19 protein-coding genes and 1 tRNA gene are annotated in these 23351 nt (G+C 66.9%); 7 read left to right on the top strand and 13 right to left on the bottom strand.

Translation table 11 applies throughout. The annotated features are described in order from the left end of the window. Nucleotides 1-17 precede the first annotated feature (17 nt). Entirely contained in the window at nucleotides 18-908 is an 891-nt protein-coding gene (locus CFK21_RS06295; RefSeq protein ID WP_197703012.1) for a nucleotidyltransferase family protein, read from the bottom strand. Nucleotides 909-915: 7 nt separating this feature from the next. After that, nucleotides 916-2064, bottom strand: coding sequence for an N-acetyltransferase (locus tag CFK21_RS06290; protein ID WP_172844265.1), 1149 nt, complete (start codon nucleotides 2062-2064; stop codon nucleotides 916-918). Nucleotides 2065-2259: 195 nt separating this feature from the next. Between CFK21_RS06290 and CFK21_RS06285 the strand changes: the two genes are divergently transcribed. The 4 genes from CFK21_RS06285 to CFK21_RS06270 are packed head-to-tail and all read left to right on the top strand — an operon-like array spanning nucleotide 2260 to nucleotide 6038. After that, entirely contained in the window at nucleotides 2260-3261 is a 1002-nt protein-coding gene (locus CFK21_RS06285) for a lysophospholipid acyltransferase family protein (protein ID WP_096365816.1), read from the top strand. Nucleotides 3262-3268: 7 nt separating this feature from the next. Beyond that, nucleotides 3269-3904, top strand: a complete 636-nt coding sequence (locus tag CFK21_RS06280; RefSeq protein ID WP_096365814.1) for a sterol desaturase family protein — start codon at nucleotides 3269-3271, stop codon at nucleotides 3902-3904. A 53-nt stretch (nucleotides 3905-3957) separates the two neighbouring features. After that, complete coding sequence (locus CFK21_RS06275) at nucleotides 3958-4905, top strand: lysophospholipid acyltransferase family protein (RefSeq protein WP_096365812.1); 948 nt, start codon at nucleotides 3958-3960, stop codon at nucleotides 4903-4905. Further along, a complete protein-coding gene (locus CFK21_RS06270) occupies nucleotides 4902-6038 on the top strand; it encodes a mitochondrial fission ELM1 family protein (protein WP_096365809.1) in 1137 nt (378 codons plus the stop codon). Before CFK21_RS06275 ends, CFK21_RS06270 begins: the two co-directional genes overlap by 4 nt. Nucleotides 6039-6330: 292 nt before the next feature. On the opposite strand, the gene CFK21_RS06265 is transcribed toward CFK21_RS06270, so the two are convergent. From CFK21_RS06265 to CFK21_RS06230, 8 genes are all read right to left on the bottom strand, one after another. Then, the gene (locus CFK21_RS06265) at nucleotides 6331-8040 is read right to left on the bottom strand and encodes an ABC transporter ATP-binding protein (protein ID WP_096365807.1); all 1710 of its coding nucleotides are present in this window, start codon (nucleotides 8038-8040) and stop codon (nucleotides 6331-6333) included. Between the two features lie 282 nt (nucleotides 8041-8322). Then, nucleotides 8323-9390, bottom strand: a complete 1068-nt coding sequence (lptG, locus tag CFK21_RS06260; RefSeq protein WP_096365805.1) for an LPS export ABC transporter permease LptG — start codon at nucleotides 9388-9390, stop codon at nucleotides 8323-8325. Between the two features lie 3 nt (nucleotides 9391-9393). Next, nucleotides 9394-10500 (bottom strand): LPS export ABC transporter permease LptF, encoded by a 1107-nt coding sequence (lptF, locus tag CFK21_RS06255; protein ID WP_096365803.1) that lies wholly within the window; start codon nucleotides 10498-10500, stop codon nucleotides 9394-9396. Between the two features lie 64 nt (nucleotides 10501-10564). Then, nucleotides 10565-11533 carry a metallophosphoesterase family protein gene (locus tag CFK21_RS06250; protein WP_096365801.1) on the bottom strand — a complete coding sequence of 323 codons (969 nt, stop codon included), beginning with the start codon at nucleotides 11531-11533 and terminating at the stop codon, nucleotides 10565-10567. 60 nt (nucleotides 11534-11593) lie between these two features. After that, on the bottom strand, nucleotides 11594-12808 hold the full coding sequence (spt, locus tag CFK21_RS06245; RefSeq protein ID WP_096365799.1) for a serine palmitoyltransferase: 1215 nt from the start codon (nucleotides 12806-12808) through the stop codon (nucleotides 11594-11596). Then, nucleotides 12805-13071: an acyl carrier protein gene (locus CFK21_RS06240; protein WP_096365797.1), complete on the bottom strand. Its 267-nt coding sequence runs from the start codon at nucleotides 13069-13071 to the stop codon at nucleotides 12805-12807. Before CFK21_RS06240 ends, spt begins: the two co-directional genes overlap by 4 nt. Further along, the gene (locus tag CFK21_RS06235) at nucleotides 13061-14026 is read right to left on the bottom strand and encodes an NAD-dependent epimerase/dehydratase family protein (RefSeq protein ID WP_096365795.1); all 966 of its coding nucleotides are present in this window, start codon (nucleotides 14024-14026) and stop codon (nucleotides 13061-13063) included. The genes CFK21_RS06240 and CFK21_RS06235 overlap by 11 nt, the downstream gene beginning before the upstream one ends. Next, the gene (locus CFK21_RS06230) at nucleotides 14023-15813 is read right to left on the bottom strand and encodes a fatty acyl-AMP ligase (protein WP_231971572.1); all 1791 of its coding nucleotides are present in this window, start codon (nucleotides 15811-15813) and stop codon (nucleotides 14023-14025) included. The genes CFK21_RS06235 and CFK21_RS06230 overlap by 4 nt, the downstream gene beginning before the upstream one ends. Nucleotides 15814-16249: 436 nt before the next feature. On the opposite strand from CFK21_RS06230, the gene CFK21_RS06225 reads away from it, so the two are divergent. Continuing rightward, entirely contained in the window at nucleotides 16250-19855 is a 3606-nt protein-coding gene (locus tag CFK21_RS06225) for a S8 family serine peptidase (RefSeq protein WP_096365791.1), read from the top strand. A 52-nt stretch (nucleotides 19856-19907) separates the two neighbouring features. On the opposite strand, the gene CFK21_RS06220 is transcribed toward CFK21_RS06225, so the two are convergent. Then, complete coding sequence (locus CFK21_RS06220) at nucleotides 19908-20648, bottom strand: hypothetical protein (protein WP_096365789.1); 741 nt, start codon at nucleotides 20646-20648, stop codon at nucleotides 19908-19910. 128 nt (nucleotides 20649-20776) lie between these two features. On the opposite strand from CFK21_RS06220, the gene CFK21_RS06215 reads away from it, so the two are divergent. Further along, nucleotides 20777-21643 carry a LysR family transcriptional regulator gene (locus tag CFK21_RS06215; RefSeq protein ID WP_096365787.1) on the top strand — a complete coding sequence of 289 codons (867 nt, stop codon included), beginning with the start codon at nucleotides 20777-20779 and terminating at the stop codon, nucleotides 21641-21643. A gap of 134 nt (nucleotides 21644-21777) precedes the next feature. Here the strand turns inward: CFK21_RS06215 and CFK21_RS06210 are convergent, their stop codons facing one another. Next, complete coding sequence (locus CFK21_RS06210; protein ID WP_096365785.1) at nucleotides 21778-22095, bottom strand: TusE/DsrC/DsvC family sulfur relay protein; 318 nt, start codon at nucleotides 22093-22095, stop codon at nucleotides 21778-21780. A gap of 311 nt (nucleotides 22096-22406) precedes the next feature. On the opposite strand from CFK21_RS06210, the gene CFK21_RS06205 reads away from it, so the two are divergent. Then, on the top strand, nucleotides 22407-23015 hold the full coding sequence (locus CFK21_RS06205) for a CBS domain-containing protein (protein WP_096365783.1): 609 nt from the start codon (nucleotides 22407-22409) through the stop codon (nucleotides 23013-23015). Nucleotides 23016-23183: 168 nt separating this feature from the next. Here CFK21_RS06205 and CFK21_RS06200 read toward each other — a convergent pair. Next, nucleotides 23184-23274, bottom strand: a tRNA-Ser gene (locus CFK21_RS06200). Nucleotides 23275-23351 lie beyond the last annotated feature (77 nt).

Here is a 23351-nt window from a genome sequence, read left to right as displayed (position 1 = left end):
TACTGAACGGATAGCTGTCAGGGCTGCTGCATCAGGCGATGTTCGCGGTCTGGTTCCTGCGCCGCGGTTTCATCGGCATAGCGCTGCACCAGATCGTAGTCGGCCACCGAGTCCACATCCACGGCGGCGTTGGCATAGGGCAGGATCACCGCCCCGAGTCGCAGTCCCAGGTGACGCGACAGGCGTTCCAGGGCGGCATCCAGCGTCAGCAGGCCGAGCCGGTAGCGGATCACCGCCCACCAGCCGAGCAGGCCGATCACCAGCAGCGGCTTCTTGCGCTGGTTCTCGATCCGACGCCAGAAGTCGGCGGCGCGCCGTCCTTCCGGCGTCATGAAGGCAAACAGGTTGCAGCCGCAGTAGTTGCCGTCGCGGAAGCGCAGCACGGTCTTGCTGATGTCCGGATAGACCGATTTGACCAGTTCATACGGCGCCAGTCCGACGAGTACGTCACACTGCCTGGCGGCGCTTTCCTGGCAGAAGCGGTCGACGATCTCGCTGGTCAGCAGGGGATGGTCGGCCGTGGTGATCAGTACCGGGTGCTCTGCCGGCAGCGCGGACAGTTCCCGATAGGCGCTGGTGCTGGGCGAGGCCTCCGGCGGCGACCAGTTCAGGCGCTGCTCGGCGATCTCGCGCGCCAGTTCGGCGTCGCTCTGCACACAGGCCTGCTCCGGCCCGCTGAGCCGGATGGGCCCGACCGTATCCGCCCCGCGCAGGGCGCTGATGACCCGGTGAATCATGGGAACGTCGCTGATGCGCAGCAGGGGCTTGCAGGCGACCCCGGAGTGCTCGCGCAGGGCATCGCGCCGGGTCCGTTCCCCGGCCAGGATCACGCAGGCGAAACGCGCGGAGACGGCCGCTCCGGTCGGGTTGGGTTGCGCCTGCTGGCGGTCTGAGGGGTGATTGTCCACGCCCGGCTCACAATGACTTCTGGTAGACCCGGTAACGCTTGTAGATCCGGCTGCCGATCGCTTCGATGATGTGCCGCATACCGGCATTATCCTCCAGTATCCAGCCCATCTCAACTGTCTCCACCCCGCGCCGGATCATGGCCTTGCGCACCGCATCGATGACCAGAAAGGCCAGGGTCGGCCCCAGGCGCGAATACTGGTGCTCGCGCCGCACGCCCATCAGCGCCACCCGGCAGGTGCGGGGCCGCCGGACCTTGAGCCGCCACAGCAGCCGCGCCCAGCCCAGCGGCAGCAGCCGTCCGTTCAGGTCGCGGATGGCCTCGTTCAGATTGGGCAGAGCGGCGATGAAGGCCACCGGGCGCTCATCGATCTCGGCGATCTGGATATAGTCGTGGTCCAGCAGCAGGCTGAGCATCTTCGCCACTTCCGCGAACTCGGCGCGGGTGAAGGGCACGAAGCCCCAGTTGCCGGACCAGGCGTCGTTGAAGATGTCGCGCATGGCCTCGAAGTCGGCGGCCTTGCGTTTGCGGTCCAGCGGCCGTATCCGCACCCGGCGCAGGGCCTTCTGCGCCAGCTTCTCCATCACCGCCGGGGCGGTGAAGTCCGGCTGCACCGTGTAGGTCAGCAGATCCTTCACGCCGGTGAAGCCCTGCTCTTCCAGCCGTTTCGGGTAGTAGGGCCGGGCGTGTCCCATCATGATGTAGGGCGGAGCGGCGAAATTCTCCACCAGCAGGCCGATTTCCTCGTTGATGGAGAGGTTGTAGGGGCCGCGGATCCGGGCCGCACCCTGCTCGCGCAGCCAGTCGCCGGCCGTCTCCAGCAGGGCAGCGAACAGGGGCGCGTCGTCCTCGGCCTCGAGCATGCCGAAATAGCCGAGCCTGTCGCCCTCGACCGGCGGCTGCAGGCGGTCCAGCTGGGCGGTGATCCGGCCCACCGGCCGGCCATCGCGGTAGGCCACCCATGCCCGCACCCGGCTGTGCTCGAACAGTGGATGGTTGCGAAACACCCGCTCGCGCTGCTCGAAATGCAACGGCGCCACCCAGGCCGGGTCGTCGGCATAGAGACGGTGCGGCAGCTGCAGGAAATCCCCTATTGTCGTCCGGTCACGCGCCTCGCGGATGTCCAGATTCCCGCTGCTGGTCTGGGTGTGCGCCATACCGCTCCTTTGCAATGTCCCCACCCGACAAGGCGGGGTTTGGCGAATCAATCCCGTCATCATACCGTAACCCCTGGACCGGAACCCAGCACCGGCGCGCTGTTTGATCTTTCCCGCCCCCTCCGGCACACTGCTTTTCCCTGGTTTTTCCCTACCCTATGTCAGGCCCGCGGGACGGGCAGGAAACACTCACACTTGGCCAAGTTCATCCTCGGCAATGCGCTGCGCAAGAAGGCACTGCACAACGGCCCACTGCGCCACGCGCTCTGGCTGCTCGACCTGCTGGTGATCGGCCTGCTCTACGGACTGTTCCGGCTGCTGCCGGTGTCCTGGGCCTCCCGCACCGGCGCCTGGCTGGGGCGGCGTATCGGCCCCTGGTTCAAGAGCCGCTGCCAGCACATGCGTGCCAACCTGGGGCTCGCCTTCCCCGACAAGTCCAGCGAGGAAATCGAACGCCTGCTGCCGGAGATCTGGGGCAATGGCGGTGCCGTCCTGGGCGAGTTTCCGCACCTGGCGCGGATCGTGGACCCGCGTCACGATTATCTGGACATCCGCTTCGAGCAGGACATCCCCACCTACAGCGACCCGACCCGGCCGGCCGTGTTCGTCACCGCCCATATCGCCAACTGGGAGGCCGCCGGGGCCTCGCTGCACCGCTACGGCGTGCCGCTGGTGGCCCTGTATTCCCCCCTGGCCAATCCCTGGCTGGAGAAGCTGCTGCGGCGTTCGCGCCAGGCGCTGGGCTGTGAACTGATCTCGCGCGACGCCAGCATGCGCCCCTTCGTCCAGGCCCTGAAACAGGGCCGTTCGGTGGCCATGATCATGGACCGGCGCATCGATCAGGGTACGCCCATCCCCTTCTTCGGCGCCGACAAGCCCTCCTCCACCCTGGCCGCGCGGCTGGCGCTGAAATTCGGCTGCCCGCTGGTGCCGGTGAAGATCGAGCGTCGTGACGGCCCCCGTTTCCGGGTGACCTTCCTCCCGCCCCTGCAGCCGGCCGCACCCGACGCCGATCAGGAGGCGCAGGCCCGGGATCTGACCCGGCAGATCCACGGGCATTTTGAGCAGTGGATCACGGAACGGCCAGGGGCCTGGTTTTGTTCGAAAAAAATCTGGTCCAGTGCTATACTTCGCAGCCGTCAGGGTGGCAATGTTACCCTGTCGCCAGACACCGATCCGCACGCAACCCACAGGTAACACCGCCATGCCGGCCAACCGCCCAGCCAGTGCCCAGTCGCGCGAGCAATCCATCCGGCTGTTCGACAACCCAGTGCTGGAATCTCTCAGCCACGTGCATCCCATCATGCCGCTGCTGGTGTGGCTGCCCGTGGCGGCCTGGCTGCTGGTGCGCGCTGTGACCGTGCACGGGATCGGCCCTGTCGGCCTGGCCGGCATCGGCATCGCCGGGCTGGTGACCTGGACCTTTGCCGAGTACAGCCTGCACCGCTTCCTGTTCCACTATCCGGCGAAGAGCCGCCTGGGCCAGCGCTTCGTGTTCCTGTTCCACGGCGTGCATCACGACACCCCCCAGGACAAGACCCGGCTGGTGATGCCGCCGGTGGGCGCGGCCCTGATCCTGGGTGTACTGTGGCTGCTGTTCAGCAGCGTGCTGCCCCATCCCTGGGCCGAGCCCTTCACCGCCTTCTTCCTGCTGGGCTATCTGGTCTACGACTATATCCACTACGCCACGCACCACTTCCCGATGCGTCACCCGCTGCTGCGCTTCCTCAAGCGCTACCACATGCAGCATCACTTCGCGGCTGAGGGCGGGCGCTTCGGCGTCAGTTCGCCGCTGTGGGACTGGGTGTTCGGCACCTACCATCCGCCGCGTGGGCGCTAGAGTTCCCACCGCGGGACCCTCGTTCCACCCGCACCGCTAGCTGAAAACCGGCGATGCCCAAGTATTATCTGCTGCCCAAGCGCCTGGCCAAGAAGGCACCCTGGACCCAACAGCCGGTGTGGCTGCTCGAGGCCCTGGTGTTCTACGGCCTCTACGGCCTGATCCGACTGCTGCCCTTCCCCCTGGCGGCCGCCTTCCTGTCACGGCTGTTCGGCGTCATCGGCTACCACAACACGAAGAAGCGCCGCGTGGTGCAGCGCAACCTGGCAGTGGTACTGCCGCAACTCACCGAGGCCGAACGCGACCCCTTCACGCGCCAGGTCTTCCGCACCACCGGCCTGGCAGCCGCCGAACTGTTCCTGCTGGACCGGCTGTGGCGGCGCCGGGAGCGCTATCTGGAATTCGATGTCCATCCCGAGGCCATGCAGGCGTTCGAGCGGCGCGAGGCCATGGTCTTCGCCACGGCCCATGCCGGCGCCTGGCAGCTGACCAACCTGATCAGCCGCGAATACGGCCTGAGCATCTCCATCCTCTACGCCCGCGAGGCCAATCCCTGGCTGCGTCGGTTCTTCCAGGCGCGGCGCCGCGCCTTCGGCTCGCGCCTGGTGCCGACCGCCGGCGGCGTGCGTGAACTGATGCGTGAACTGGCCGACGGCCACAGCGTGGGCGCGGCCTTCGACACCCGCATCGATTCCGGCGAGATGATCCCCTTCTTCGACGTACCGGCGCCGACCAATACCACACCGGCGCGGTTGTCGCTGCGCGGCTATCCGCTCATTCCCATCCGCTGCGTGCGGCTGCCGCGGCACCGCTACCGCATCGAGGTGCTGGCGCCGCTCAGACCCGATCCGGCCCTGGCCGATCGCCATGCCCAGGTCAGCGAGCTCACATTGCGATTGAACCGCCTGTTCGAGGACTGGATCCGGGAGTCGCCCGGCGACTGGCTGTGCATGAAGCGGCGCTGGCCCAAGCAGTCGCCGGCAGGCGAATCCGCCGCATGAAGCGGGACAACCCAGTGGCCGCGCAGGTCTGGATCGTGGACGCCTATCGCGCCGGCGAACAGACCCAGCTGCGCGCCCTGGCCGAGGCATTGGCGCTGCCCTGGGAACGCAAGTCGCTGCACTACCGCAAGCGGGAGATACGCACCAATCTGTTCCGCGGCCGCGATCTGCATGGTGTGGATCGGTCCCGCTCCGATCCGCTCAGCCCGCCCTGGCCGGACCTGGTGCTGTCGGCCGGCATGCGCAACGAACCCGTGTGCCGCTGGATCCGCGACCAGTCCGGCGGCCGCACCCGCATCGTGTTCGTGGGCCGACTGTGGGCGGACCCGAAGCATTTCGATCTGATCATCACCACGCCCCAGTACCGGGTGCCGGAGCGGCCCAACGTCCTGCGCAACGACCTGCCGCTGCACCGGGTGCATCCCGACACCCTGGCCGCGGCGGCCGAACACTGGGCACCGCGACTGGCGCACCTGCCGCGGCCCTACATCACGGTCAACATGGGCGGCAACAGCGGTCCCTACGCCTTCGGCCGGCATGCCGCGCAGCGCCTGGTACGCGATGCACTGGCACTGGCACGGGCGCGCGGCGGTTCACTTCTGGTCAGCTCCAGCGCCCGTACCCGTCCCGCGGCGATCGCTGCCTTTGCCGCCCAGTCCGAGGTGCCCATGCAACTCTATCGCTGGCAGCGCAACGACCCCGACAACCCTTATCTCGGTTTTCTGGCCCTGGCCGACGAACTGATCATCACCGCCGACAGCATCTCCATGCTGTCCGAGGCCTATGCCACCGGCAAGCCGGTGCACATGTTCGACCTGGGCGTGGGACGATTCAGTATGCGCCGGGACATGCACCTGGCTGCCGGTGACACGGCCGCGGCGCGGGCGGTGATCGAACGGGATGCCGGGAAGCAATGCGATATCGCGCCCGGCGCGCTGGCCTACCGGGCGCTGATGCGCTGGGGCTGGAAGCACCTGTCGCGGGACATCAGCCGGGTGCATCTGGAGCTGATCCGCGCCGGCAAGATGGCCTGGCTGGGCGACCCGCATCCGGGATCGCAGGCGCACCAGTCGAGTGATATGCAGCGGGCGCTGGGGCGGGTGCGTGCCCTGCTCGAAACCGCCCCGGCCTGAGGCGTAGGCCGGAATAAGGCCCGAGGGCCGTTTCCGGCATCATGCTGAACTGCCGGGAACGCTGCGCTTATCCCGGCCTACGTCTGTAACCGTTGACACATTCATCCGTCATCCCCGCGCAGGCGGGGATCCAGAAACCGCTACGGCCAATGGATTCCCGCCTGCGCGGGAATGACGGAAAAGGGAATCACAGTCCGCAGGTCGGGTTAGCGCAGCGTAACCCGACAATCTGGGAGATGTTGGGTTACGGCGCTATCGCGCCTAACCCAACCTACGCATGTAGAAGCATCTTTCAGGCCTGCAGTTCCACCCGCCCCCGCGGCGCCAGCCGGTAGACCCGGTCGGCCGCCTCGGCCAGCGCCGGGTTGTGGGAAATGGCCAGGATGGTCAGGCGCTGGCGCAGTTCGCGCAGGGTGGCGACGATCGCCTGCTCGCTGGCCGGATCCAGGGCACTGGTGGCCTCGTCCAGGATCAGCAGCTGCGGCCGGTTTATCAGGGCCCGGGCGATGGCGATGCGCTGGCGCTGACCGCCGGACAACCGACCGCCGCGCTCCCCCACCTGGGTATGCATGCCCTCCGGCAGGGCCTGGACGAAGTCCCAGGCGCCGGCATCCTGCAGCGCCTGCACCACCTGCGCTTCATCGATCTGCGGATCACCCAGGCTCACGTTGTGCAGAATGCTGTCGTGCAGCAGTACCGTCTCCTGCGGCACATAACCGATCTGACGTCGCCATTCCCTGAGGTCGAACTGTTCCAGCAGCGTGCCGTCGACCCGCACCCGGCCCGAGTCCGGGCGCAGCAGGCCGATGACCAGGTCGATGATGGTGGTCTTGCCCGAGCCCGAGGGTCCGATCAGGGTGGTGATGCTGTGCACCGGGATCTCCAGGTCCAGGCGGGAAAAGACCTCGTGTCCGTCGTAGGCGAAACCCACCTGTTCGAACCGGATGCCCTGGTGCAGCACGGGCTCCGTACCGCCGCCCAGCGACTCCTCCGCCCGGCGGGCCTGGTCGATGGTATCCAGCAGTGACCAGTAGGCGCTCTCGCCCTGCATCAGCTTCTGGTACTGCTTCTGCACCTTGCCCAGAAAGCTGAAGGCGCGTCCCAGCGCCACCACCAGCACCATCACCGTGGCCAGGCCCATGGAGAACTGTTCCAGCGCCAGATACACGCCCAGCGCAATGAAGGCGGTAAACATCAGGTCCTGGGCGGAATTGAGCGCGGCGGCGCTGAACACCTGCCGGCGCAGCGCCTTGTTGAGCTTGTTGGTCTCCAGGTTCAATACCCGGTCGGCCAGATCCTCGCGCGCCATCGCCTTGAGCGGCTTGACCGACTGCAGGGTGTCGGTCAGACGCGACATCAGCGATATCATCAGCTGGGTCTGTCTGCGTCCGGCCCGGCGGGTCATGCGCACCAGAAAGTGCGAGCCGCCGATGATCAGCACGCCGGCCAGCAGGCTGGCCAGGGCGGCCTGCCAGGACACGGCCACCGCCACGCCGGCATAGACCAGCGACTGGATCAGGAAAGTGATGGCGGTCGCGCCGTTGACGTAGGCATCGGAAGCGCGCTGGGCCTCGGAGGCCATGGTGTTGGTGAGCTTGCCCACCGGCTGGTGCAGGAAGAAGGCCCAGCGGCTGCGCATCATGTGACGCAGCACGTCCAGGCGCAGATCCGTGGCCAGCTGCGCTGCGGTATACCCCACCTGGCGCTGGGCCAGCAGCAGCAGCAGGGCCTTGAAGGTCGAGGCCACCACGATCAGCAGCAGCAGCGGCCCCAGGGTCGGCGGAATGCCCAGCCAGTCGAGCAGTTCCAGCACCATCAGTTCCAGTTCGCCCGGCGGCTCCTGCGGGCCACTGCCGGGCTGGTTGTGATACAGCGCCACCTTGAGCACCGGCAACAACGCCGACAACCCGAGCCCCTCGGCCAGCCCCGACAGCAGCAGCGCCACCAGCATCAGGAAACTGGCCAGCGGATAGGCACGGAACAGATTGAGCATCAGGCGCATAAATGGATCCCGGGGGCGACACGAAAGGCGGCATTATCCCCGTTCCCCCGCGGGCACTCAAATGCTGCGGGTGCGAATGGTCTCTACATAGACTGGATCTCTGTCTGTTCGTCATTCCCGCGAAGGCGGGACAAAAGCGCGGAGCGCGTTGAACGCCCAGCGGGCGGCCCGCAGGGCGAGCGCAGCGAGTAATCCAGGGCCTCGCGGAGCCAACAGACGCTGGTCCCCGCCTTCGCGGGGATGACGAAGCTGAAGCAAGCCTTCCTCAGTCCCCGGGCCCACTCACCAGCGCAGCCGGCGCAACAGCACCAGGGCCGCGAGAAAGATGCACAGCACGGGGAACGACGCCGTGCCCAGCGGCGGGAGATGATAGATCTGGCCCAACGCAACCAGGATCTGCGAACCCAGGTAGAACAGCACCCCGACCAGCACCCCGGCCGCCAGCTGACGTCCCATGCCGCCACGCTGACTGCCGGGTTTCACCCCCAGGCCCAGTGCCAGCAGCGCCATGCCCACCGCGGCCGGCGGCAGCAGCAGTCGATTCCACAGGGCCAGGGCATGGGCATGCCCACTCTGGCCGCTGCGCTGCAGGTAGTCCTGATAGGCATAGAGCACGCTGGGCGGCATGCTGTCCATGCCGAGCAGCAGGCGCTGCAGTTCATCGCGCGACCACAGCTGGTCGTGACTCAGTTCGGGCACGCGTTGCACCTGCAGGGTGCCGCTGTCCCAACTGCGCACCAGTGCATCCTCCAGACGCCAGCGCCGTCCCTCGATCACCTCGGCGCGTTCGGCATGAATGGCGCGCAGCAGCCGGTGGTCGGGGGCGAACTCGAAGATGTCGATATCGCCCGGGGACCGGTTGAGTCCGAGACGGCCGAGGCGATAGTAGGTCAGCCCGCTGCGCGACCACAGGCTCTGCCCCGGCTCCAGGGTGTTGTTGCCGCGCGCCTCGCTGCGGATCTCCTCGCCCCACTGATGCAGCGGCGCGGTAACCCATTCCATCGCCCCCCACAGCAGCAGGCAGAGCACGAGCAGCGGCATCACCAGCAGGCGCAGCAGCCGGGCCTTGCTCACCCCGGCGCTGCGCAGAACGGTCAGTTCATTGAGCTGTTCCAGCCGGGCAAAGGCGGTCAGGGTGCCGACCAGCATGATCACCGGCGCGAGTGTGAGCAGTTGCTGCGGCAGAGTCAGCAGGACGTGCAGCACCACCTTGCCGCTGGTGTAGCGGTCGGTGACCCGCTCCAGTTCCTCGATCAGCCGCACCAGCAGCAGCAGCACGCCCATCACGGTGGCGAACAGCGCCCAGCCCGCCACCATGTGTCCGGTGAGATAACGTCTCAGCGTGCGCATGGTTCAGTGCGCCTCCTGCAGCGGGCGCCGCCGCAGCTGCCGCAACCGTTCCGGCGCCATCAGCGCCAGCAGCAGCAACAGCGGCGGCAGATAGGCGATCCACAGCCCCGGCATCGGCGGCAGCGCACCCTGTTCGACCAGGGTGCGCACCAGGCTGACCGCGGCGAACAGCAGCAGGTAGACCAGCAGTGCGACCAGATTGTGGCGCAGGCGCGATTCGCGCGGCCGGGAGCGCGCCAGCGGAAACGCCAGCATCGTCAGCAGGAAGGTGGCCAACGGCGTGGACAGGCGCCACTGGTATTCGGCGATGTCCTTGGGCTGATCGGAATTGCGCAGCACGGCCGTGGGCTGCGCCTTGCTCTTGTATTTCTGCCGGGCCTGTTCGGCCGCACCCCACACGATGCTCATCTCGCGAAACCGCAGCGACAGGTCGGATCCGCCCTCCGGCCCCAGCAGATAGCTGTAGCCATCCTGGAACACCAGCACTGCCTCGCGGCCCGGATCGAAGCGCGGCAGCCGGGCACTGTCGGCCCGGATCAGTTCCTTGTGCACCACGCCCCGGTCATTCTCATGGGTCCGGAACAGGAACACGCCGCGGTGCAGCTTTTCCTGCTCGGCGCGCGCGTCGGCGATGAACATGTAGCCGTCCACATCCAGGGTGACGAACTGGCCGGCGGCCAGTTGACCGGCATCCAGGCGGCTGATGGCGCCGGCCTCCAGGCGGTAGATGCTGTCATAGGCCCAGGGCCGGCCGAAGATCGACAGCAGGCCCGCCAGCAGGGCGGCCAGCACGACGGCCGTGGCCACGCTGCGCATCAGGCGCAGCGGCGAGACGCCGGCCGAGACCAGGGCGGCGATCTCGCCGTTCTGGTACAGCCGCCCCAGGACCAGCAGCACGGAAAAGAACAACGCGGTGGGAAGAATGACCTCCAGGGTGGTCAGGCTGGACAGGCCGACCAGCTGCAGGGCGGTGGCAGTATCGATCAGGCCGTCGGCGGCCATGGACAGGTTCTTCGACAGGCTGAAGCCGACATAGATCAGCAGGAACAGCCCGACGCCCAGCGCCAGGGGACGCAGGATCTCACCTACCAGATAGCGGTCGATCAGCACGGCAGCGGTTCGGGGACGGTCTCGGCCACAAAGGCCCTACTCTAACACGTCGACAGGGTGCGGCTCAGGCCGGGGCTGCCGGGACAGCGGCCGCCGCATGGGCGCGCGGCAGAGGCGTGGTGATGCGCTCGGCACACACTACCCGGCCGTCCTGCGGCTGCCAGCGCCGCACCTCCAGTTCCAGGCTCCAGCCGTGCGCCGCGGGCCGGATACGGTACAGGTGATAGGCGGCGTATTCTGCCTGCGCCGAGGAGGCCGAGGGCACGCCGATCACGGGCGCGGCACCGTCGCGGGTCTCCAGTTGCAGATGATGGCTCCGGTGGCCGTGGCCGTGGATGACCAGTTCCACGCCTTCGCCGGCCAGCAGCCTACACAGGGCCGCGCCGTCGAGCAGGCGCTTGCGTGACTTCACTGTGCCGGCCAGCAACGGGTGGTGCAGGATCAGGACCCGGCACAACCCCTCGGACCGGGTCTGCCGCAGCAGCCGCGTCAGCCGCTCGCGCTGGGCGCTGCCGACCTCGCCCACGGCACGACCGGCGGGCGAGGCGATGGCGGTGGACAGTCCGATCAGGGCCAGCGGACCGCGCCGGCGCAGCGTGGGGAAGGCCGTATCGAGGTCCGCGTCCGGGGCCGCGTCCCCGCGCCAGTAGGGTTCCCACCAGGGGGCGCCGCGCTGCCAGGCGCCGGCCACGGTGGCGTCGTGATTGCCGGGGACCACCAGCAGCCGCTCGGGCGCGGCCAGCCGGTCCAGCCAGTCCCGGGCCTGGCGGAATTCATCTTCCAGACCCAGGTTGGTGAGATCGCCGCTGACCGTGATCCAGTCCGGCGCCTGGGCCCTGAGATCCGCGACCAGCGCGGCCAGCGTCTCGGGCCGGTAGCGCTGCCGCCGTTTTGTATACCAGGACAGCAGGCCCAGCAGGCGCTTGTTGAACACTTGGGTCAGGGGGATCCGTGCAGGCAGCGGCAGGTGCGGGTCCGACAGCTGGGCCAGCACCGTGCCATGGGAACTTTGTGTAGACGCGGAATCGGGCATCGCCACGGGAGCCTCGGCGCGGCGCCCGCGGGACGGACAGGCGCGCCGCCGGTCGGGGGTTCAGGCCTGCCCGCTGCAGCAGGCGCCGGCGAAGGCCGTGCGCGAAATGGCCTCGCCGAAGGCGGTCACGATGGTGTCGATCTGCTCCGGGCTGTGGCCCGCGCTGACACTGCAGCGCAGCAGCGAGGCACCGTCCGGCGAAGCCGGCGGCACCACCAGGTTGACGTACACGCCGGCCGCCAGCAACTCGTTCCAGATGCGCGCGGCCTCGTCGTGCGAAGCGACCCGCACCGCGACCACCGGGCTGGGCTCCGCCCCCAGGGTGCAGCCCAGATCCTTCAGGCCGCCATAGAGCCGGGCGACATTGGACCAGAGCGTCTCGCGCAGTTCGGGATGGCTGCGGATGTGATCCAGCGCCCAGTGGGCGGCGGCGATGTTGACCGGGCTGGACGAGGCGGTGAAGATGTAGGGACGGCTGCCGTAGCGCAGCAGATTGAGTTGCTCGTGGCGGCTGACACAGTAGCCGCCCATCGAGCCCAGGCTCTTGCTGAAGGTGCCGGTAATGAAGTCCACCCGGTCCAGGATGCCGGCGGCTTCACTCACACCGCGGCCCTGCTCGCCGTACACACCCAGCGAGTGGGCCTCGTCGACCATCAGATAGGCGCCGAATTCCTCGGTCACCGCCAGCAGTTCGGCCAGCGGGGCGATGTCGCCCAGCATGCTGTACAGGCCTTCGGTCACCACCAGCGCACCGCGGGCATCATCGCCGAGGCGACGCAGGCGCTTGCGCAGATCCTCCGGATCATTGTGGCGGAAGGGGAAGAAGTCGGCCCCGCTCAGGCGGCAGCCGTCATAGATGCTGGCGTGGCTGTGGGCGTCGATCACCACCTTGTCGCCGGGGCGCAGCAGTCCGGTGAGGATGCCGAGATTGGCCTGGTAGCCGGTGGAGAAGATCATGGCCGCCGGCATGCCGTAGAACTCGGCAAAGCTGCGTTCCAGCGCCACGTGGCTGGCAAAGCTGCCGTTGGCCATGCGCGAGCCGGTGGTGCCGCTGCCCTGTTCGCACAGGGCCTGATGGGCGGCCTCCAGGATGCCCGGCTCGAAGGTCAGGCCGAGGTAATTGTTGGTACCCGCCAGGATGGTGCGCCGGCCCGCGATCTCGGCCTCGGTCGCCGACAGCATGCGTTCCATCACGATCCGGCCGGGATCGGCGTCGGCCTCGTTCAGGGCGCTGCGGATGTGTTCAAGTTCGGCGAATCGCTTTGAGATACTCATGAGTTCTCCCTGATCAGACGCTGGACCTGGGTGGCGAGATCCTGCACCGTGCGGACGTCCGACATCACGTTCAAGGGCACGATTATATCGAATCGGTCCTCGATTTCCTGTAACAACTCCATCACATTGATGGAATCCAGTCCCATGTCCGCCACCAGATCGGTCTGCTCCTGCAGGTCGATATTGCGGGTGGGAAACCGCTCCAGCATTCCGTACAGCCCCTGCAGGATTTCCTGGTACTGATTCCCGGTGTCAGTGGACATTGGACATACCCTCGTTGGTGCGCGGGCCGGAAGACCCCAACAGCGGCTGCAGCCCGTCGCGCAGCCGGATCGCGGGACGCCAGCCGGTATCCCGGGTCAGCGCCGTGTTGTCGCATACCCAGTCGGGGTGGCGCAACTCCCTGACCTTGCCCGGGGTCAGCATGGGCTGGTAGCGCAGCAGCGTGGCGGCAGCCAGGTTCAGTCCGGCCAGACCGCGCAGCAGCAGGCCCGGCACCAGCAGCCGCCGGCCGGGGCGGCGCCCGGCCGCGGCCGCCACAATGGCGGCGATATCCCCCCAGCTGTAGCCGCCGGGGGTGCCGTCGTGCAGTTCGTAGGTGCCCTCGGCCTCGCCGGCGAGCAGCTTGGCGACCGCGGCCGCCAGATCATTGACGTGCAACAGGGAGGCGCGGGCCCCGGCCCTGCCGAGTACCGGCGCCAGGCCCCGGGCCATGGTCTGGAACAGCGGGAGCAGTTCGCGATCCCCCGGGCCATAGACCGCAGGCGGGCGCAGTACGGCACAGCGCATGGCCGAGCCGGCCGCCAGCCCGGTCAGCCGGGACTCGCCTTCGCGTTTGCTCGCGGCGTAATGCGACAGCCCGGGTTCCCGGGCGGCGAGGGAGGAGATCAGAATGAAGCGCGGCGGCTCGGGCCGGGCCAGCGCCAGTCGGGCCAGGCGCTCCACGCCGTCGGCATTGACCGGGCGGAAATCCCGGGCGGCACGGCCACGCACCTTGCCGGCCACATGCACGACCGCATCGACATCCTCCAGCAGCCGCGTCAGCGCCGCCTCATCGCCGAGGCCGCCGCTGACCGTCTCCAGCGCCCCCGTCAGGGTGTCATCCAGACCGCGTCTGTGGACCAGGGCCCGTACCCGCCATCCCGAGCGGAGCAGAGTTTCGACAATGGCCTGTCCGACGAAGCCTGTGGCACCCGTGACGGCGACCGTTCCCGTCATGCCAGACGCCGGGCCCGGTCCCTGTTCGCTTCCACGGGAGGCGCCGCAGCTGTACCGGGGCCGTTGACCACGTTCGCCTGCGGCGGCGTGGCGGCCTCTGCGGCACGCCGCGCCAGGAATTCCTGGCGGGCACGCGAACGCGCCAGCTTGCCGGAGGAGGTACGCGGCAGGGTACGCGGCGGCACCAGTTCGACCACGCACTCGATGCCGAACTCGGCCCGGACCTGACCCTTGATGTTCTTGACCAGCAAATCCCGCCTGGCCGGGTCACGCTCGCGGCACTGCACCACGATGGCGGCGGTCTCGTGCTGATGCTCATCGGTCACGGCGAAGGCCGCTGCATCGGTGAAGCGCACGCCCGGCTGCTGCTTGGCCAGGTATTCCAGATCCTGCGGCCAGATGTTGCGGCCGTGGACAATGATCATGTCCTTCTTGCGTCCGGTCACCACCAGGTTGCCGTCGACCAGGTAGCCGACGTCTCCGGTATTGAGCCAGCCGTCGGCGCTCATCACCTCGCGGGTGGAGGCCTCGTCCTCGAAATAGCCGCTCATCACGCTGGGGCCGCGCAGGTGGATGCTGCCGACATGGCGTTCCGGCAGCGGGTTGCCGTCGTCATCGCGGATCGAGACCTCGAAGGTGGGCAGCAAGGGACCGCAGTCGACATACTTCGCCACCCGGACACCCTCGCGCTCGGCCGCCGCCGGATCCACCGGCCGGGCCTCATGCGCCTGCTGCAGCTGTTCGGCGTCGATGCAGTCCACCGCCATCTCCTCGCCCAGCGGCGCGAAGCTGATGGCCAGCGAGCACTCGGCCATGCCGTAGCAGGCCACATAGGAACGCGGATCGAAGCCGGCCGGGGCCAGCGCTTCGGCAAAGCGCTGCAACGGCTCGGGGCTGATCAGCTCAGCACCGACGCAGGCCACGCGCCAGTTGCTCAGATCCCACTTCTCGGCATCGCTGGCGCGCACGCGCATGGCGGCCAGGTCGTAGCCGAACGGCGGTGCCGAGGTGATGGTGGCGCGGTTGCGCGACATCAGTTCCAGCCACTGGCGCGGACGCATGGCGAAATCCCGGGTACCGAGAAAATCCACCGAACGCTGGGTGGCCATGGGCATGATGATGAAGGCGACCAGCCCCATGTCGTGATAGAAGGGCAGCCAGCTGCCGAAGCGGTCCTGGTCGTTGAGCTTGAGTCCGTTCAGCGCCATGTCGTTGATGTTGGCCAGCACGGTGGTGTGATCGATCACCACGCCGCGCGGGAAACGGGTGCTGCCGGAGGTGTACTGGATGTAGGCGGTATCCTGCGGCTCGGCGCCGGGGAGCTCGCCGGCAGCGGGTTCGAGCGCATCGAATACATCGGGCGTACCCACGCAGCGCAGTTCGAGGCCTTCGGTGGCCTCCTGCAGAAAGCTCAGCCATTCCTCGGGCGCCATGGCCGCTTCGGCGCGGCAGTTCTCGAGCAGCTTGCGCAATTGATTGACGAAGGCCTGATGGCCCCCGATGTGCACGGTGGCCGGCAGCGGCACCGGCACCAGACCGGCGTACTGGCAGGCCCAGAAGAAGCGCACGAAGTCCGGCGTGGTTTCGGCCACCAGCGCGACCCGGTCGCCCTTCTTCATCCCGAGGCCGAGCAGTCGACGGGCCAGCGCCAGGGACTGTTCACGCAGTTCCCCGTAACTCAGGGCACAGTAAAGCTCGCCCCGGCCATTGTAGAAGTTCACGCCGGTTTCGCCGCCGGCGGCATAATCCAGGGCTTCGCACAGGGTCGAGAAAGTGGAGGGTCGCAAAGCTAGATCATGCGAACTGCCTGTCGGCTGCATTACGTTATCCTTTTCCGGTTTCGGAAGCGTCTTGAAATAAGGTTACTTACTGGTCCAATTGGCAAATACTAATACAAGACTGCCAGTTACCCCAAAAGTTTCAACGAATTTATGAAACAGTTTGCCCATCATCGTCACATATAAGCGCCAATGATACGACGCCGGGCAGGGTAATTTCAAATCTCTCCTTTCCGGGCCCTCCCGGCCCCGCATCCGGCCTTCCGGCCAGGGTCGGCCCTAAAGTAACACCTCGCGGGTCCGGGAATCGCGCCCCGGGTCGCAAAATCCCCGCTCTGTGACCGGGTTCACATGCCTATGGGGCATAAATCCAACCGGTTTCACACAGGTGTTGGCCTTCCCGCCCGATAAGCCTGCCAGTAACCACATCTGCAGGTGATTGTCCGTGTTCCTGAACCCCAGCAATGCCGCTTTCCCGTTTCGTTTCGTCGCCCTTGCCGCCCTGCTGTTCGCCGCTATATCGCTGCCGAATCAGCCCCGGGCCGCCGAACTCGGCGCCTCCGCCCCGCCACAGACGGTCGCCGGGCAGATCATCGTGCGCGCCGCCGACGGCGTCAGCGCCGAGGCATTCGCCGACATTCTGGACTTCTACGACGCGCGGCTGCGCCAGCACATCGACCCCATCAATACCCGGGTGCTGCGGGTTCCACCGGGCTTCGAACAGGCTATCGTGCAGGAATTGGGCCAGGATCCCGGAATCCAGTTCGCCGAACGCGACCAGAAGCTCAGTATTCAGTCGCTGACCCCGAACGATCCGAGGTATGACGAGCAGTGGCACCTGGAGACCTTCGAGGCCGAACGCGCCTGGCGCCACTCGCAGGGCAGCGGCATCACTGTCGCCGTGCTGGATACCGGTGTGCATGCCGGCCATGCCGATTTCGGCAATCGGGTACTGGCCGGCTGGAATGCCGTGGACCAGAGCAGCGACAGCAGCGACATCAACGGCCACGGCACCAAGGTGGCCGGCGTCATCGCCGCCGTGGCCGACAATGGCATCGGCATCGCCTCGGTGGCACCGCAGACCCGCATCCTGCCGATCCGCGTCAGCAACGACGCCGACGGCGGCGCCTATCTGAGCGACATCGCCCGCGGCCTGACCTATGCCGCCGATGCCGGCGCCCGGGTTGCCAATATCAGCTACAACGTCAGTGACAGTCCGACCGTGGCCAACGCGGCCGAATACATGCTCGAGCGCGGCGGTGTGGTAGTGGTCGCCGCCGGCAACGACGGCATCGACCCCGGCTACAGCGACAGCCCCTTCATGATCACGGTCTCGGCCACCACCAGCAGCGACAGCCTGGCCAGCTGGTCCAATTACGGTGCATATATCGACGTGGCCGCACCGGGACAGGGCATTCTGACCCTGACCCGCAGCGACGGCTATGCCAAGGCGAGCGGCACCTCCTTCGCTTCACCGGCCACCGCCGGGGTGGTGGCATTGATCCTGGCCGCCGATCCCGATCTGACGCCAGCCGAGGTGGAAACCCTGCTGGAGGAGAATGCCGATGATCTGGGCAGTGCGGGCTGGGATGCCCGGTTCGGCCACGGCCGGGTCAATGCCGGCCGGGTGGCGGAGCAGGCCGCCGGCGACAGCAGCACGCCTGACACCCAGGCGCCGGTGGTCACCGCCCCGGCGGCGGTGACGGTCGAGGCCACGGGCGCGCTGACCAGCGTGGTGCTGGGCAATGCCAGCGCCCTGGACAACATCGACGGCAGCCTCTCCGCTGTGCCCGACACTACCGGCCCCTTCCCGGTCGGCAGCCACACCGTCACCTGGCGCGCCACCGACAGCGCCGGCAACACCGGCAGCGACAGCCAGAGCGTGACCGTGCAGGACACCACCGCACCGCAGGTGCAGGCACCGGCGGATCTCACCGTCCAGTCCACGGGCAGCGCCGTCAGCGTGGGTCTGGGCACTGCGTCGGCAACCGATCTGGTCGACGGCAGCCTGAGCGCCAGTCCGGACCAGACCGGCCCCTTCGCTCTCGGCACCCACACCGTCACCTGGCGCGCCACCGACAGCGCCGGCAACACCGGCAGCGATACCCAGACCATCGTGGTGACCCTGAACGACGTCACCGCACCGGTGGTGAGCGCCCCGGCGGATATCACGCTCGAGGCCAGCGGCAGCCTGACCGCCGTGGCGCTCGGCAGTGCAACGGCCCTGGACAACATCGACGGCAGCCTGAGCGCCAGCGCGGACCGCAGCGGCCCCTTCCCGGTCGGCAGCCACAGTGTCACCTGGAGCGCCACCGACAGCGCCGGCAATACCGGCAGTGCGACCCAGATTGTCACCGTGCGCGACACCACACCGCCCGCGCTGAACCCGCCCGCCACCCGCACGCTCAACGCCACCGGCTACCTCACCGACGTGAAGCTGAATGCGCCGATCGCGAGCGATTTGGTCGACGGTGACATCACCGCCGTGGCCGACCGCATCGGCCCCTTCACCAGCGGCCGGCATAACATCGTCTGGACGGCGACGGATGCAGCCGGCAATCACCGTCAGGTGGTGCAGACGCTCAAGATCCGTCCGCTGGCCGAGTTCGCGGTCGATCAGGTGGTCGGCGAAGGCGATACGGTCGAGGTCCGGGTGCTGCTCAGCGGCGATGCGGCCGACTACCCGGTGCGCCTGCCCTACCGGGTCGGCGGCAGCGCCACCCCGGGCCAGGACCATGATGCCAGCGACGGCACACTGGAAATCGCCGCCGGCCGCAGCGCCGCGCTGAGCTTCAATGTCAGTGCCGACGGTGCCGTGGGCGAAGGCGACGAGACCGTCCTCTTCACCCTGGATGCGCCGGACAATGCCGTGCGCGGCGGGCGTGCCAGTCACACGGTCACGATCCGCGAGGAGAACCTGCCGCCGCGGGTCGATCTGGAGATCCGTCAGGGCGGCCGGACCACCACCACCGTCTATGCCGATGCCGGCACGGTCCGCGTCAGCGCCGAGGTCGTGGATCCCAATCCCGACGACAGCCACCGCTTCGACTGGAGCCTGACGGACAACACCCTGGTCTCCACCAGCGGCGTGGACACAGACGAGTACAGCTTCGATCCTCAGCAACTGGCACCGGGCATCTATACCCTGCGCCTGACCGTGGAGGATGACGGCACACCGAGCGAATCGGTCACGGTGCAGGCCAGCCTGCGGGTGGCGCAGCAGACCCCCGACCTGCGCGCAGACGAGGACAGCGACAACGATGGCATCGACGATGCCAGCGAAGGCCCCGGCGACAGCAAGGGCAACGGCATTCCCGATTTCCTCGATGCCCTGCCCGACCGGCACGTGCTGCAGTCCCGGGCGCGGGTCGCCGATCGGGACCTGCTGGTCACGGAAGCGGGCCTGCGCCTGCGCCTGGGCACCACGGCACTGGCCGCGGGCCGGCACGCTGCCGGCGTATCAGTGGCCGACATCACCAACCACGGCGGTGCCAGCGGCACGGCTGCCCTGGCCGTGGAGGACGACAACCACAGCTATCCGGGCGGCCTGTTCGACTTCGAACTGACCGGGCTGACGCAGGCCGGCCAGTCGGTCCGGGTGGTCATTCCCCAGCTGGCGCCGATCCCCACCGGGGGCGTCTATCGCAAATACATCGCCGACCAGGGCTGGCAGGACTTCGTCACCAATGCCCGCAACAGCCTCGCCTCCGCGCCGGGCGGCAACGGCAGCTGCCCGGCACCGGCCAGCACCACCTGGCGCGAAGGGCTGCATGCAGGTGACCTGTGCGTGCGGCTGTCGATCGAGGACGGCGGTCCCAACGATGCCGACGGCCGCGCCAACGGTCAGGTCCTGGATCCCGGCGGAGTGGCGGCACCGGCAGCAGGCGGCAGCGGTGGCACCAGCGGCGGCGGCAACAGCCTGAGTGACAGCGGCGGCAGTGGCGGCGGCTGCAGCCTCGGCCGGAGCGGCACCCAGGATCCTCTGTTTCCGCTGCTGGCGCTGCTGGCCGCGGCCGGCCTGAGGGGGTCACGCCGCCGGCAGCCCCGCTGAAACCCGCCGGAGTACCGGCGAGCGGGCGCCCCGCCGTGCGCTTTCACCCGCTTCAGCGCGGTGCATCTTCACGGCGCTGGCAGCCGCGCTCCAGTTCCATCAGATGCGGCAGCAACTCCGAGTGCTTCTGGACATGGAAGATGTAGCGCGGCACGTCCCGCTGCGTGCTCTGGGCCATGAAGGGCTCGCCCCAGAAACTGAGCAGCGCCTCTGCGCCCCCGCTCTGACGATTGTCCGCCAGGATGAAGGACACGTTCCTGTCCAGGTCGCACCAGCGCGGATCGCGCACCTTCGACTGCCCCGCGCAGGCGGCGATCCGGGGCTGGATCTTCGCCTCCCACAAGGGTTGCTGTGACGCGTCAAGCACGAACTGAATGGAACTGACATGCGGGTTCTCGATCGCCGGGCGCAGCAGCGCGTCGAACAGTTCATCCGGCACATACATCGACAGACAGACATTGAACCAGACGCTGTCGCCGCTCATGTCGCGCGCGAAGCGCTCGCTCACGCTGCGCAGCTGGCGCGGACCGACCAGCACGATCTCGGGCCGGGTGAGCCCGGCCTGGATGCGCCGCACAGCATGGGCGGTATGGCTGACCTCCTCGGCAGTAAGCTCGTTATTGCGCGTGTGGCGCATGAAGTTGACGAACAACAGCCCCAGCAGCGCCAGCACGATGGGCAGGATGACCGCTTCGTCCACCACATGCAGCAGGTGCAGTACAATCGCCGCCACCGCTGCCAGGATGCCGGCAATGGCATCCCATTCGTAACCGAGAAATCGTTTCAGGTTCATCGCAGACGCCAGCCTCTGGTCGTGGTCGATCGGTCGCTCGAGAAGAACGATTTATAAATAGATATTAAATACATATTCTGTAAAATATACTATTTGCGAGTCACCCCCGAATTCAACCAGGCATCGGCATGGACTTCGAACAGGTACGCACCTTCCTTTCCGTCGCGGCCAACGGCAGCTTTCTCGAAGCGGCCAAACGGCTGCACGTCACCCAATCCACGGTCAGCGCCCGGATCCAGAACCTGGAGGATTATCTGGGCACCCGGCTGTTCGTGCGCAACCGCGCCGGCGCCAGCCTGACCCCGACCGGGAAGCGTTTCCTGCGTCACGCCAAGTCCCTGCTGCTGACCCTCGAGCAGGCGCGTCATGATGTCGGCCTGCCCGGCCGCTTCCGCGCCAGCATCACGGTCGGCGCACGCATCGCATTGTGGGAGGGCTTTCTGCCGCAGTGGGTCGGCCACATGCGCGAGACCGCGCCTGATATCTCCATCCGCAGCGAGATCAGCTTCGAGGAGGATCTGATGCGCCGGCTGGTCGAAGGCACGCTGGATATCGGCCTGATGTACACCCCGCAGCACAGCCCGGGTCTGGAGGTCGAGCACCTGTTCGACGAGCGCCTGGTGCTGCTGACCACCAACCCGGAGCAGGCCTGGCCGGGGCCGGACTACATCTACGTCAACTGGGGACCGGCCTTCTACGCCCAGCACCGCGACAACTTCCCCGACCTGGAACGGCCGGCGCAGACGGTCAATATCGGCTGGTTGGGGATCCAGCTGATCCTGTGCAACGGCGGCTCCTGCTTCGTGCCCATCCGTATGGCCGAGGCCTTCATCGACTCGCAGCGGCTGTTCGTGGTGCCGGACAGCCCGGAGTTCAAGCTGCCGGCCTATATGGTCTACCCGCGTGAAAGCGAGGCCGAGGTTGTCAGTCAGGCCCTGGCCGGGTTGCGCCTGTTTGCCGAGACCGAGCGCCACAAGTCCAGTCCCGGGGACTGAGCCAACAGGCCATCGTTCAGAAGCCGTCGGGGATTATCGAGAATAAAAGGGGGCCGCCGCGCCCTGGCTAAGTCGGCTAGAACTTGAGGAAGACGGCGAAGCGACCCAAGGGGATGACACCGACACCTGCCGCTTCAGCCGGTGCTCCAGGCGCGCGGCCGCTTCATGCCGGCCAGGCGGCAGGCCTGCTTGACATAGCCGTAGGGGAACAACTCGAACAGCCGGGCCTTGGCGCTGCGGCCATAACCGAGTTCGCTGGCCAGAAACCTGATGACAAAGCGGGCATCGGCCGCGATTCCGTTATCGGCATAGTACTGGCGCATGAACTCGAACACCTTCCAGTGATCCGGCTCGAGCTCGATACCCTCCTCCTCGGCCATGGCGCGTGCGATGTCCTCGTTCCAGGCGGCCGGCTCGATCAGATAGCCTTCCTTGTCCAGTTCGGTTGCCATCGGAATTTTCAATGCGGTGGCTGTCATGTCTGCCTCTCATGTCTGGTTGATATGCTTATTTGATATCAAGCCGTTCAAAAGATAACAAACGATATTATTTGCTATTTATTATGCAAATATCCGATATTAAACACCTGATTCGCCCTGACACTGCCGGACAGGACATGGACACCTGACCGGATCGCCATCCATCCCCGGTATTCCGGGATAACGCTATTTTCGATACCTGAATGCGGTTTATTTCGTTTGTCAGCGACCTGTTTCGGCGGCAACATAAAGTTGCATCCACCGGCATGTGAGGAGTGTGACGCATGTCCAGAAATCCGCCATCCAGACCCACCCGAGAGGATTTTCGCCAGGCCCTGAACGACATGGGCACCTACATTGATGTGAGTATCGACGACCTGATGGAGATCACGACCATGGCGGAACGCCATGCCCGCCAGCGCGAAACCGAGGCCTACCGGATCGACACCCTGATGTCGCAACCTGTCGTCACCGTGCATCCGGAGACTTCCCTGGCCGAGGCCGCGCATGAGATGGTCACCCGCCGCATCAGCGGCCTGCCCGTGGTGGATGCAGACGGGCGGCTGGTCGGCGTTCTTACAGAGGCCGATCTGCTGCGCGCGCTCGGCGTACCTTCGCATCATCCCACGCATAACCTGTGGCAGACGCTCGAGGCCATGTTCGCGCACACCCTCAGACCCCAGCCACCCGAGGGCAGCGTCGCCGCCCTTATGGTGACCGACATCGTGACAGTCAGCCCCGATCAGACCCTGCACGAAGCGCTGGACCTGATGAAGAAGCACAGGATAAAACGGCTGATCGCGGTGAATGAACAGCGCCAGCCCGTGGGCATGATCACGCGATCCGACCTGGTGCGGGTGTTCTTTGACAGGATCCGGGGGCACTCAGAGTGAGCGGAGACCCCCGGCCAGCAGAACGTCCCGCCCGGATGCCGCCACCGTCTCAGGGCCACTGAACGCGTCATCCCGGCGCTGGCGCGCCTTCGCGGTCGAACACAGGGTTCTCATCAGGGCCTCTCTCTCCGCCATATAAAAAGGGCCCCGGTTGGGGCCCTTTTTATATGGCGGAGAGAGAGGGATTCGAACCCTCGGATGGACAGAATCCATCAACGGATTTCGAGTCCGCCCCGTTCAACCGCTCCGGCATCTCTCCGAATGAACTGCACTGTTTCCATCCCGTTATTGTTGATTTACAACCCTGATTTCGGGGCGTCCTTCCAGCCCGGCTTA

The sequence above is a fragment of the Thiohalobacter thiocyanaticus genome, from assembly GCF_002356355.1.
Lineage (GTDB): Bacteria > Pseudomonadota > Gammaproteobacteria > Thiohalobacterales > Thiohalobacteraceae > Thiohalobacter > Thiohalobacter thiocyanaticus_A.
This window is presented reverse-complemented; position numbering and strand designations above follow the sequence as displayed.

What these genes read in the sequence shown, in the direction of transcription:
- CFK21_RS06290 (WP_172844265.1), bottom strand. Translation starts at nt 2,064, where the DNA reads ATGGCGCACACCCAGACCAGCAGCGGGAATCTGGACATCCGCGAGGCG.
- CFK21_RS06280 (WP_096365814.1), top strand. Translation starts at nt 3,269, where the DNA reads ATGCCGGCCAACCGCCCAGCCAGTGCCCAGTCGCGCGAGCAATCCATC.
- CFK21_RS06275 (WP_096365812.1), top strand. Translation starts at nt 3,958, where the DNA reads ATGCCCAAGTATTATCTGCTGCCCAAGCGCCTGGCCAAGAAGGCACCC.
- CFK21_RS06270 (WP_096365809.1), top strand. Translation starts at nt 4,902, where the DNA reads ATGAAGCGGGACAACCCAGTGGCCGCGCAGGTCTGGATCGTGGACGCC.
- CFK21_RS06265 (WP_096365807.1), bottom strand. Translation starts at nt 8,040, where the DNA reads ATGCGCCTGATGCTCAATCTGTTCCGTGCCTATCCGCTGGCCAGTTTC.
- lptG (WP_096365805.1), bottom strand. Translation starts at nt 9,390, where the DNA reads ATGCGCACGCTGAGACGTTATCTCACCGGACACATGGTGGCGGGCTGG.
- CFK21_RS06250 (WP_096365801.1), bottom strand. Translation starts at nt 11,533, where the DNA reads ATGCCCGATTCCGCGTCTACACAAAGTTCCCATGGCACGGTGCTGGCC.
- spt (WP_096365799.1), bottom strand. Translation starts at nt 12,808, where the DNA reads ATGAGTATCTCAAAGCGATTCGCCGAACTTGAACACATCCGCAGCGCC.
- CFK21_RS06240 (WP_096365797.1), bottom strand. Translation starts at nt 13,071, where the DNA reads ATGTCCACTGACACCGGGAATCAGTACCAGGAAATCCTGCAGGGGCTG.
- CFK21_RS06235 (WP_096365795.1), bottom strand. Translation starts at nt 14,026, where the DNA reads ATGACGGGAACGGTCGCCGTCACGGGTGCCACAGGCTTCGTCGGACAG.
- CFK21_RS06220 (WP_096365789.1), bottom strand. Translation starts at nt 20,648, where the DNA reads ATGAACCTGAAACGATTTCTCGGTTACGAATGGGATGCCATTGCCGGC.
- CFK21_RS06215 (WP_096365787.1), top strand. Translation starts at nt 20,777, where the DNA reads ATGGACTTCGAACAGGTACGCACCTTCCTTTCCGTCGCGGCCAACGGC.
- CFK21_RS06210 (WP_096365785.1), bottom strand. Translation starts at nt 22,095, where the DNA reads ATGGCAACCGAACTGGACAAGGAAGGCTATCTGATCGAGCCGGCCGCC.
- CFK21_RS06205 (WP_096365783.1), top strand. Translation starts at nt 22,407, where the DNA reads ATGTCCAGAAATCCGCCATCCAGACCCACCCGAGAGGATTTTCGCCAG.